Consider the following 11,685-nt stretch of genomic DNA (forward strand, 5'->3'; position numbering starts at 1 on the left):
GCGCACCCCTGATAAGGGTGAGGTCGATGGTTCAAATCCATTCAGGCCCACCATTAATTAATTGTTTTATATAGATGTGGGCCTGTAGCTCAGTTGGTTAGAGCGCACCCCTGATAAGGGTGAGGTCGATGGTTCAAATCCATTCAGGCCCACCATTTTAACAAATGAAATGGTGGAAAAAGTAAATATTAAATTGGGGCCATAGCTCAGCTGGGAGAGCACCTGCCTTGCACGCAGGGGGTCAGCGGTTCGATCCCGCTTGGCTCCACCAATAAATAAACTAACTGCTTCGGCAGTTTTTTTGTTGTAAAAAAATAAATATACTCTATAATCCAATTAAGGGGGTAAAATATGGCACAAAGTAGAGGAAAAGGAAATTATGTAATCAATACTTTTAATGGAATGGCTTATGGCTTTTTTGCAAGTTTGATTATTGGAACAATATTAAAACAATTAGGAACATTAGTTCATGTTGAACAACTTGTAACCTGGGGGACAGTAGCAGGTTATTTAATGGGACCGGCCATTGGAATTGGTATGGGCTATGCAATTGATGCAAAAGGACTTAATTTGATTTCTGCGGTTATTGCAGGAGCAATAGGAGCTGGAACATTTAATAATGGTGTTCAAGCGGGTAATCCAATTTCAGCTTATGTAGCAGTTTTAGCGGCTATTGAGGTAACAAGACTTATTCAAGGGAAAACACCGATTGATATTTTACTTGTTCCTTTTGTTTCTATCTGTATAGCAGGTTTGGTAACGCAATTTGTAGGACCTTATCTTACACAAATGATTACTTGGATTGGAAGTGTTATTAATGATGGGGTTTCTTTACAACCTTTATTTATGTCAATTGTTGTAGGGGTGTTAATGGGAATGGCATTAACGGCACCAATTTCTTCAGCTGCTATTGGTATTATGTTAGGACTTGATGGTTTAGCGGCAGGGGCAGCACTTGCAGGGTGTTGCGCACAAATGATTGGTTTTGCGATGATGTCTATTGAAGACAATGATATTGGTGATGTTATTGCTATTGGAATTGGAACAAGTATGTTACAGTTTAAAAATATTATTAGAAGACCGGTTATTTGGTTACCTACAATTTTAACAACGATTATTACAGCACCTATTTCAACGGTCTTACTTCATATTCGTTGCAGTGCAATTGGCTCAGGAATGGGAACAGCAGGACTTGTAGGTTTATTGGATGCGATTCAAGTAATGGGAAATCAGTATTGGATACCACTTATTTTGATAGATGTGATTGCTCCAGCAATTTTAACATTTAGTTTTTACAAAGCTTTTAGAAAATTGAATTACATAAGAAAAGGAGATTTAAAGATTGAACGTCTTTAATCTCCTTTTTCATTATTTAAATAAATCAATAATATCTGCAGTAGACATTTGGGTAATAGAACCATTATTGTTTTCAATAAACATATTCGATAAATCTTGTTTTTGTTCTTGAAGTTTTTGAATCTTTTCTTCAATTGAATTTTTCATAATCAATTTATAAACTTGAACATTATTTGTTTGTCCAATACGATAAGCTCTATCTGTTGCTTGATTTTGTGCAGACATATTCCACCATGGATCATAGTGAATAACGGTAGAAGCACTTGTTAAGTTAAGACCAGTACCACCTGCTTTTAAACTGATTAAAAAGACAGTTGTTTGATCGTTTTGGAAGGCATTAACAAGTTGATGCCTTTTGATTTTTGTTGTTGAACCAGTTAAAACATAATAAGAAATATCTTTTTTACGTAATTCAGCTTCGATTAAATCTAATGATTTAGTAAAAGAAGAGAATAGTAAGACTTTTTGATTATTTTCTTTTGCTGTTTCAATAATATCCATACAAGCTTTAAGTTTAGAACTTGGTTCAATAATATCTTTATATAAAATACGTTGATCACAACATAATTGACGAAGTCTTGTCATCATTGCAAGGATTTGGATCTTATCAATATGATTTACCTGAATAGCACTTTGTAATTCACTATTAATTGTTGATAAGTTAGCAAGATATATTTTTTCTTCCTCTGGTGTAAAAGGAATAATGACATTGTTTTCAATCTTGTCTGGTAATTCTGTTAAAACATCTTTCTTTGTTCTTCTTAAAATAAATGGTTCAACTAATTGCTTAAGTTTTGCTTGTTTTTGTTGGTCTTCATTTTTTATGATTGGTATTTCGTAAGTTTCTTTGAAATGATGATAATTATATAAATATTGAGGCATCAAGAAATCAAAGATTGACCATAATTCTGCTAAACTATTTTCAATTGGAGTACCTGTTAAAGCAAAACGATATTTACCATTAATTAATTTAACAGTTTGAGCATTCTTTGTACTTTGATTTTTGATATATTGAGCTTCATCTAAAATAAAATAATAGAATTGATAATCTTTATATAATTCATAATCTCTACGAATATAATCATATGAAGTAATAACAACATCATATTTTGGAATGCTTTCAATTAATTTCTTTCTTTGAGCAATATTTCCAGTAATACAAACTGTTTTCAATTTCTTTGAGAATTTTTTGATTTCATCTTGCCAGTTATAAATCAAAGTTGCAGGAGCAACAACGAGACTGACATGATTTTCACCGATACCATCTTCAATCAATGTCATGACTTGTAATGTTTTACCAAGCCCCATATCATCAGCTAAGATACCACCGAAGCCATATTCTGACATTGTTTTTAACCATTTAAATCCTTGAACTTGATAGTCTCTTAAAATCTTAGAATAATTTTGTGGAACTTGAATATCTTCAGGATCTTTTTCTTCAATATGAGAAATCAAGTCTTGGAAATGTTGATCTCTGTTGAAATGTAATGATGAACTGTTCATAAAATTTTCTAAATAAAGTGAATGATATTTATCAACTTCAACTTCACCATCTTTTAAATCGTTATATTCAATATTTAAATCATTAAATAATAAATCTAAATCTTTGATACTATCATCATCTAAATTAATAAATTCCCCATTTTTTAAACGATGATAATTCTTTTTGTGTTGATAAGCATATAAAATATCTTTAATTTCTTCTTTATCAACATTGATACTATTAATATCGATTTTTAATAAATCATTTTGTAAACGAACACCGATATTTAATTTCATATTTTTAGGTTTATTCATTTGTTTGATTTCTTCACTAATATAAATTTCACAATCATTATTAAGTGAAGGTAAAACACGAGTAATGAAATCATAAATATCTTCTTCATTATAAAGATAATACATTTGTGTGATTTCATCATATTCTAGGTATTTTTGTAGTGTTTGAATAACACCATCTAATTTTAATGGAAGTACTAGATCTTTAGGGTTTTCTAAGATTGTATTTCCTTGATCATCTCGATAATCTAATGTAACAGATAATTCGTTGTTGTTATTTAAATCGACATAAATTAATAAAGAAATATCCATAGGTAGATATTCATCGATATCATCTCCTGTAAATTCGACATAAGGAACAACAGAATCAATGATATATTTAGAAAAACGTGGTAATTCGTTATTTGGAATTGTAAGTGAATTATTTTCTAAATGTGTAAGTAAAGGTCTTAGCGCATCACTACATTCTTTTGAATATCTATTAAGGGTATAGTGATCGAAATAATAGATATATTGATGACCGATGATAGTAATACCATCAGGTTCTTTGTATTTGATGGTTGTGTAATCTTCATCTTTTTGGATTTCTAAAATGAAGTTTTGTAAATCAATTGTTGTAAAGTTAATGTTGATATCTAAATTATCATAATGTGTTAGAAAAAAATCATCAATATTGTCTGATGTGATTCTAATACTACGATCATCATCTTTTAAATGAAAATATTCTTTAATAAAACGAATTTGTTTTAATGAAGAACTATCAAAGGCTTTAGAGTTATGATCGGTAACTAAAGCATTTCCATATTCAACAATTTCGTTTGCTTTTACATTTTGAATAAAAGTATTTAAATTTTTAATTGTATAACTTCTATCGCTAGCAATCTTATAAGATAAACTTAATCGATTAAATGTACTTTTTACTTGTGGTATTAAATGAATGTGTTGATTAAGTTGTAATTGATGTAAACGATGTTGATTTTTATATTGTTCAATTAATGAAAAAGTTAAATTAGCTTGTTCTTTTAAATGTGCGGCTTCTTTTTTTGCTTGAAGTGCTTGTAATTGATCAGCGTAATTTCCTTTTTGATTGAAAGAATAAGGTAAATCACTTGCTTCAAGACCGTAAAATTTTAATAAAATAGCACCTATATGTCCACATGCCAGTTCATTAGGCTTACAGTGATTACAATCACAGTTAAATTCGAGGATATGTCCTCCTGTATCAACTTGAATTGTAGCAGTATCAATTTTACCATTAACATTAGTACTTCCTACGATTTGGTAAATTTGACCATCTTTAATAACAGACATGTTAGATATTGTATTATGTTGAAATAAGTTATGAGCTACTTTCCAATTGGGCTCATTAAAATACTTATTAATTTCATCATCTTTAATATACATAAGTAGTCCCTCCCATTTAGCTATTATAACATTATTTTTCTAAAATGATGAGATAGAGATACGCATTTTTTTGTTTTTTTAAAAATAGGATTGTTTCCAATCCTATTTCAAAACTGCTTTATAAACACGTAAGACATTTTTATAAAAAATCTTTTCAATTTCTTCAATAGATAATCCGGCTTCAATTAAAGCACCATATAACATTTGATAACCACTTGCATCCTTCATTTCAAGCTTGGATCCAATACCATCGAAGTCACTTCCTAAACCAATACAATCAATACCTGCAAGATTTTTGATATATAAAATATGTTGAACCATATCCTTAACATAACTTGTTTGATGAGTACCTTCGGTAGTTAAAAAATCACTACAGAAGTTGATTCCCATAACACCTCCACGACTAGCAAGTTTTAAAATCATGTCATCTGACATATTTCTAGCGACACCACATACTTGACGAGCGTTACTATGAGAGGCAACGAAAGGTTTTGTTGTATGATGATAAACATCATAAAATCCAGCATCACTTAAATGAGAAACGTCAATAATGATTCCTAAACGTTCCATTTCTTTAATATATTGTAAACCAAAAGGTGTTAAACCATCGTGATCATTGATTTTAAACATATCTTCATAACAAGAAATATTAGAAAGGTTAGGGTGTCCAATGCCATTTACATGATTCCATGTCAAAGTAATCATTCTAACGCCTAATCTATAATAATGTTCAAGTAGTGATAAATCATTTTCTACAACAGCACCTTCTTCTAATGTTAGAAGAGAAGACATGATACCTGCTTGTTGATGATCGATAATATCTTGATAACAAAAGACAGGTTTAATGAGTTCAGGATATTTTTCTATTTCATGATAATAATAGTTAATGAGTTGATTTGCTTTTAAAAAAGGTTGAGGATTTTCACTTAAATCGACAAATATCGCAAAGTTTTGAAGTAAATAATCTCCTTTTTGCATTTTCTTTAAATCAATATGACCGTCATTTTCTAATAAAGAACCTTCTTTACCGTGATGTAAATCATCATAAAGTTTTAAAATAGTGTCACAATGCATATCAACAACTTTCATCATTAGTCACTCCTTAAATTTTATATGTAGCATGAATTGCACAACAAGCAAGACCACCATGGCATGTTAAAACAGCAGGCAAATAATTGATTTCTACATCAATACCATGGAAGGTTGTTTGAAATAATAATTTTGCTTTTTTAGCAAAAATTTCATTATCAGCGTGTGAAATATAAATCTTGTGTTGTTTAGCGTTAACACCTAATTCATGGAATTTATCAACAATCGATTTTAAGATTTTTACTTCAGTTCTAGACATTGTATATTTATCAACGGCTTTACCTTGTTCATCTAAACAAAGCAAAGCTTTGATTTTTAACATCGATGCCATTCTGGCTGCCATTGGTGATAATCTTCCACTACGTGAAAGTTGTTTAAAGTTATCTGGATAAAGGAACGAAAAAGAATGATTTGTTTTTTCTTCTAAAACAGTAAAAATTTCATCAACAGTTTTTCCTTCATCTGCAAGTTGTTTTGCACAAATAGCCATATCCATAACAGGAGCACCTACTTGGCGACTATCATAAATATAAACATTATCTAAACCAACGGTATCTTTAGCAAGATGGAAACCGTTGTTTGTTCCTGATAAATCTGCAGAGCAGGTAATAATAATGATTGCTTCATAATCTTCTTCTTGCCATTTTTCCATTTGTTCAACAAGATAACCTGTATTTGGCTGACTTGTTGAAGGAATTTTACCATCTCTTAAATAGTCATAAAGTTGTTTAGTTGAAATATCGACTTGATCTTTATATTCATGGCCATCAACGATGACACTTAATGAAATAAGTTCGATTCCGTTTTTTTGTGCAATTTCTTGATCCATTGCACTTGTTGTGTCTGTCACAATTAAATATTTTTCCATTTTTGATCTCCTTAAAATTCTAATTCGAATTCTTGATAATCTTCTGTAAGAGATTGAGTGGTTTTTAACCAAGCGTAGGCTTCCTCAAATTCTTCTTCAGTAATATCTTCTATTATTCCAAATTTAATAAGTTTACATACATCATATATACTTTGCCATAAAGCATCGAATTGATGATCTTTTGCATCAATATCTGCTTGTTCACTTTCTTGATAAACAATAAATTCATGTGCGATTTGACTTGCTTGTTCTCTTTGTTGGTCCATAGAATCCTCCTTATATTATATGTTTATATAATTATACCATTAATCAAATATAGAATGATATATAATATTACAAGAAGAAGCGATTTTTGAGATAAAATAAAATTTTTTTAAAAAAATTATAAAAAAGGGTTGATTTATTAGAAAAAGGATGCTAATATAAATGAGCACTGTTAAGTTGCTTGAATAGCTCAGTTGGTAGAGCAATCGGCTGTTAACCGATCGGTCGTAGGTTCGAGTCCTACTTCAAGCGCCATGTGGCTCGTTGGAGAAACGGTTAACTCACATGCCTTTCACGCATGCATTCACGGGTTCGAATCCCGTACGAGTCACCATTTTTGGAGGTTTAGCTCAGTTGGGAGAGCATCTGCCTTACAAGCAGAGGGTCAGCGGTTCGAGCCCGTTAACCTCCACCATTTTTTTAAATGCCGGCTTAGCTCAATTGGTAGAGCAACTGACTTGTAATCAGTAGGTTGAGGGTTCAAGTCCTTTAGCCGGCACCATATTTTGACCCGCTAGCTCAGTTGGTAGAGCATCTGACTTTTAATCAGAGGGTCAGGCGTTCGAGTCGCCTGCGGGTCACCATTTCAATGCGGGCGTGGCGGAACTGGCAGACGCACTAGACTTAGGATCTAGCGCCTTCGGCGTGCAGGTTCGATTCCTGTCGCCCGCACCAAATGTAAGAGACATCGAGTAATCGATGTTTTTTTGTTTTATAGATAAATAAATTATAATGATTTACTTTTTTGTTGCACTATTAATAATTACTTTAATTTTTTATAGTTAATGTGTTAATTATTGAATATAAGTATTTGAGTAAGCTAAATTACGTATTATATGAAATCGTTTGTTTTTGTTTAAAAGTTAGAAAAAGTAAAGACGTTTGGTATTAAAAAAATGTAATCATAATCAATCATTAAATTGTCTTGTGAAAATATTGTTAAAGTAAAAAATACAAAAGATCCTTTTATAAAAAAAGTTCTTTTGTATTTTTTTATGGGATGAATAGTTACTTATGAAAAAAAATATGAAAATAAAATCAAAATATTTCAAAAATAATCAAATATATCTATTAAACACATGGCTAAAAATCATTAATTTTCATAAATTTAAGAAAAATAATGAAAAAATATGAAAAAAATTGAAATAAAATGATTGAAAACGCTATCTTTATGTGCTAATATTGAAACTGTCAAAGGGAGGTAATGAAAAGGATGAAATTAGCAACAAGAATTAATTCTTATTTAAGAATTGAAGGATATGATTTAGAAAAATCATTTTCAGATTTTAAAAAAGTTGGATTAGGATATGTTGATTTAAATTATCCGGAACATGTTAAAGGTTATGATGCAAATACCATGAAATCATTATTAAATAAATATGATTTAAAATTAAATGGTGTTGCACTTAGATTTAGAAATAAATTTATTAATGGTGAATTAGGAAATTCTGATCCCGAGCTTGCAAAAGATGCACTTCAATTATGTAAAGATGCTGCAGATTATTGTAGAGCTGTAGGAGGAAAAGTTGTTACAATATGGTTAGGTTTTGATGGGTTTGATTATAGCTTTCAAATCAACTATAAAAGAGTTTGGGATCAATTAGTTCATGCATTCCAAGAAGTTTGTGATTATGCACCTGATTTACAAATAAGCATTGAATATAAACCATATGAAGAAAGATCATATGCATTTATTGATTCAATGGGTGTTACAGGAATGATGCTAAATGATATTGATAGAGATAATATTGGAGTAACATTAGATTATTGTCATATGTTAATGAAACATGAAAATCCAGCATTTGCTGCAGATATTTTTGGAAGTCGAAATAAACTATACGGTATTCATTTAAATGATGGTTATGGTGTACATGATGATGGTTTAATGATTGGGACATCAACTCCATTTAAGACATTAGAAATGTTATATTACTTTAAAAAACATGGTTATAAAAATGCAATTTATTTTGATACATTCCCTGTTATTGAAGAAGCTGCAGCAGAATGTGAAAGAAATATTGAAATGATCAATTATATGAATGATTTAATAGATAAAGTTGGATTAGACCATATTCAATCTATTATAGATAGAAATGATGCTATTGCAGCTAGTAAGTTGATGCTTGGATTCTTTAAAGGAGGAGAAAAAAATGAATTATAAAGAAACTGCAAAAGGTATTCTTGAACATGTTGGTGGTGTTGAAAATATATCAAATATGTCACATTGTGCAACACGTTTAAGATTAAATTTAAAAGATGAAACATTGGCAAATGATGAAGATGTTAAAGCGGTTGATGGTGTTGTTAATGTCATCAATAAAGCTGGACAATATCAAGTGCTTATTGGAATTGAAGTTCCTCATGTTTTTGAAGAATTTGAAAAATTAGTAAAAGGTAACGGAAATGTTGAAATGTCAGAAAGTAATGAAGATGAAGGGATTATAAGTAAAGTTTTCTCAGCAATCACTGCAATTTTCGCACCATTATTACCTGCTTTAGCTGGATCAGGAATTTTAAGAGGTTTATTGATTCTAGCAGTACAATTAGGGATGATTAAAGAAGGTAGTGGAACGTATACTATTTTATATTCAACATCGATGGCAGTATTTTATTTCTTGCCGGTTCTACTAGCATTTACATCTGGTAAAAGATTTGGTGCAAGTCCTTATATTTCAGCACTTATTGGGGCTGCTTTACTTCATCCAGATTTAATTGGATTGATGGGTGATGTTGGAAATGGAGCAACAACTTCATTTTTCGGTATTCCAACAGTTTTAATGAATTATAACTCTACAGTTTTACCTATTATTATTACAATTTGGGCATATTCTTTCTTATATAAATTTTTAGATAGAAAAGTTCCGGAAACATTAAAATTAGTTATTGTTCCACTTGTATCTTTAGTAGTAATGGTTCCATTAACATTAATTGTCATTGGTCCAATTGGGGTTTATGTAGGAGAAGGTATTGCAAATGTTGTTAACTGGTTAATTGAACGTAGTGGTATTTTAACTGGTGTCTTAATTGGTGGTGGATGGAGTGTCCTTGTAAGTTTTGGTGTACATTGGGCAGTCAATCCAATCATGATTAATAATATTTCTCAATTTGGTTATGATTATATTTGTCCTTTAACATTTGCATGTAACTTTGCAGTAATTGGTACAGCTTTAGGTGTTTATTTAAAAGCTAAAGATCCTCAATTAAAAGGATTTTCATTAACAGGTATTATCACAATTGCATTATCTGCAATTATTGAACCAACTTTATTTGGTATGTTAGTAAAAAATAAGAAATTATTCTTAGCACAAATTATTGGTGGTGCTGTAGGTGGCGCTTATTTAGGATTAATGAAAGTTGTTACGAATGCATTTGTTTTTGGTAGTGTTACAACTTTCCCAGCATTCATCGTAAATAACGCAAATGTTATTCATGGTGCAATTGGTTTATTAATTGCTACTATTGTTGGTGCAGTATTAGGATATATGTTTACAAACAAAGAAGACAAACTCGCATAGTATTGATTTATAAATTATGGAAAATATGTTATCCTTATAAACAGGAAGCAGGTGTATTTAAAATATGATTCCATATGAAAGACAAAAGAAAATTTTAAGTATTATTGAAGAAAAAGAACTTGTAAAAATAGACGAATTACAAAAAATATTTGATGGCGTATCTGTTTCAACTTTGAGAAGAGATTTAAAGGAACTTGAAAAAAATAGAAAAATAGAATCTTTCTCTGGTGGAGCATTTAAAAAAATATCTACAATTGGAGAAATACCAATTTCAACGAAAAATACATTAGAAAGTGAAAAAAAGGAAAAAATTGCTAGAATGGCATCTGAATTAATTGTGGATGGAGATACAATATATCTTGATTCAGGGTCAACATGTACAATGATTTTAAAATATATTATCGGAAAAAAAATTACGATTTATACTACAAATACAGATGTTTTTTCTATAAATGAAAATGTAATAGCTGATATATTTGTTCTTGGAGGTAGATATAATCCTATCACTTCATCATTAACAGGACCGTTTACAGAAGATTTGTTAAAAAACCTATATTTTAATAAATCATTCTTAGGAGCTAATGGGATAGATGAAACATTAGGTGTTACAACACCTACTATAGAAGAAGCAACAAAGAAGAGAATGGTAAAAAGACATTCAGATCAAATTTATCTTGTATGTGACAGCTCTAAGTTTCATAAGTTATCAAATGTAAAAGCATTTGATTTAGATGATGTAATTGTAATTTCGGATAAAAATGATACAAAATTAAATGAGAAAGTTTCAATAATTACTGAATTATAGATAGAAATTACGAAAAGCGAGTCACTACAGTGTACTCGCTTTTAAAATAAGGAGAAGAAAAATGATATTTGGTAAATTTAAAGCAAAAAAAGTAGAAAATTATAATATTTGTTCCCCAATAAAGGGAAATGTTATTGATATAACTAAAACAAATGATCCATTATTTAAAGAGGAAGCATTAGGAAAAGGAGTAGGAATTATTGCTGAAGAAAATACTTTAGTATCTCCTGTAAATGGAGTAATAAAAACTTTTTTTCCTACTAAACATGCTATTGGTATTACTACAGATGATGGTGTAGACATTCTTATTCATGTAGGAATTGATACAGTTGAATTAAATGGAAAGTATTTTAATGCTTTAAAAGAGCAAGGAGACAAAGTAAAACAAGGAGATAAACTTTTGGAAGTTGACTTTGATGGTGTCAAAGAAAGTGGATATGATGCTACAGTTTTATTTGTCGTTACTAATTCTCAAGAATATTCTTCTGTAAAATCATGCGAAGGGAATAAAACGATAACTGATACTATTATTGAAATTCATAAATAGGAGCATTTATATGGAAAAGTTATTATGTCCAAGTATGATGTGTGCAGATTTTGCATCACTT

At 30.1% G+C, this 11,685-nt stretch carries 9 protein-coding genes and 9 tRNA genes (1 of these 18 running past the window's edge); 14 read left to right on the top strand and 4 right to left on the bottom strand.

What is annotated here, in order from left to right:
• From HUU89_RS14800 to HUU89_RS13235, 4 genes are all read left to right on the top strand, one after another.
• Positions 1-53: transfer RNA gene (locus tag HUU89_RS14800), tRNA-Ile, on the top strand (it extends 124 nt beyond the left edge of the window).
• A 25-nt stretch (positions 54-78) separates the two neighbouring features.
• Positions 79-155: transfer RNA gene (locus HUU89_RS13225), tRNA-Ile, on the top strand.
• A gap of 40 nt (positions 156-195) precedes the next feature.
• Positions 196-271, top strand: a tRNA-Ala gene (locus tag HUU89_RS13230).
• Positions 272-351: 80 nt separating this feature from the next.
• On the top strand, positions 352-1,356 hold the full coding sequence (locus HUU89_RS13235; protein ID WP_117788642.1) for a PTS transporter subunit IIC: 1,005 nt from the start codon (positions 352-354) through the stop codon (positions 1,354-1,356).
• Between the two features lie 12 nt (positions 1,357-1,368).
• On the opposite strand, the gene HUU89_RS13240 is transcribed toward HUU89_RS13235, so the two are convergent.
• The 4 genes from HUU89_RS13240 to HUU89_RS13255 all read right to left on the bottom strand — a co-directional run bounded on the left by HUU89_RS13240 (position 1,369) and on the right by HUU89_RS13255 (position 6,759).
• Entirely contained in the window at positions 1,369-4,536 is a 3,168-nt protein-coding gene (locus HUU89_RS13240; RefSeq protein WP_175302008.1) for a DEAD/DEAH box helicase, read from the bottom strand.
• Positions 4,537-4,638: 102 nt separating this feature from the next.
• Positions 4,639-5,625, bottom strand: a complete 987-nt coding sequence (locus tag HUU89_RS13245; RefSeq protein ID WP_175302011.1) for a dipeptidase — start codon at positions 5,623-5,625, stop codon at positions 4,639-4,641.
• 13 nt (positions 5,626-5,638) lie between these two features.
• A complete protein-coding gene (locus HUU89_RS13250) occupies positions 5,639-6,493 on the bottom strand; it encodes a DegV family protein (RefSeq protein WP_175302009.1) in 855 nt (284 codons plus the stop codon).
• Between the two features lie 11 nt (positions 6,494-6,504).
• A complete protein-coding gene (locus HUU89_RS13255) occupies positions 6,505-6,759 on the bottom strand; it encodes a hypothetical protein (protein WP_119362624.1) in 255 nt (84 codons plus the stop codon).
• 177 nt (positions 6,760-6,936) lie between these two features.
• Between HUU89_RS13255 and HUU89_RS13260 the strand changes: the two genes are divergently transcribed.
• The 10 genes from HUU89_RS13260 (at position 6,937) to HUU89_RS13305 (ending at position 11,624) form a co-directional block, all read left to right on the top strand.
• Positions 6,937-7,012: transfer RNA gene (locus HUU89_RS13260), tRNA-Asn, on the top strand.
• Between the two features lie 3 nt (positions 7,013-7,015).
• Positions 7,016-7,091, top strand: a tRNA-Glu gene (locus tag HUU89_RS13265).
• A 5-nt stretch (positions 7,092-7,096) separates the two neighbouring features.
• Positions 7,097-7,172, top strand: a tRNA-Val gene (locus tag HUU89_RS13270).
• Between the two features lie 11 nt (positions 7,173-7,183).
• Positions 7,184-7,259 (top strand) — tRNA-Thr (locus HUU89_RS13275).
• Positions 7,260-7,265: 6 nt separating this feature from the next.
• Positions 7,266-7,341: transfer RNA gene (locus HUU89_RS13280), tRNA-Lys, on the top strand.
• A gap of 7 nt (positions 7,342-7,348) precedes the next feature.
• Positions 7,349-7,432, top strand: a tRNA-Leu gene (locus tag HUU89_RS13285).
• 538 nt (positions 7,433-7,970) lie between these two features.
• Positions 7,971-8,918, top strand: a complete 948-nt coding sequence (locus HUU89_RS13290) for a sugar phosphate isomerase/epimerase family protein (RefSeq protein ID WP_117871505.1) — start codon at positions 7,971-7,973, stop codon at positions 8,916-8,918.
• On the top strand, positions 8,908-10,272 hold the full coding sequence (locus HUU89_RS13295; RefSeq protein WP_175302010.1) for a PTS transporter subunit EIIC: 1,365 nt from the start codon (positions 8,908-8,910) through the stop codon (positions 10,270-10,272). The genes HUU89_RS13290 and HUU89_RS13295 overlap by 11 nt, the downstream gene beginning before the upstream one ends.
• A gap of 64 nt (positions 10,273-10,336) precedes the next feature.
• Entirely contained in the window at positions 10,337-11,077 is a 741-nt protein-coding gene (locus tag HUU89_RS13300; protein ID WP_117871431.1) for a DeoR/GlpR family DNA-binding transcription regulator, read from the top strand.
• Positions 11,078-11,138: 61 nt separating this feature from the next.
• Positions 11,139-11,624, top strand: a complete 486-nt coding sequence (locus HUU89_RS13305; protein WP_117871429.1) for a PTS glucose transporter subunit IIA — start codon at positions 11,139-11,141, stop codon at positions 11,622-11,624.
• Positions 11,625-11,685 lie beyond the last annotated feature (61 nt).

This window comes from Faecalibacillus sp. H12 (genome assembly GCF_013361255.1).
GTDB lineage: Bacteria > Bacillota_I > Bacilli_A > Erysipelotrichales > Coprobacillaceae > Faecalibacillus > Faecalibacillus intestinalis.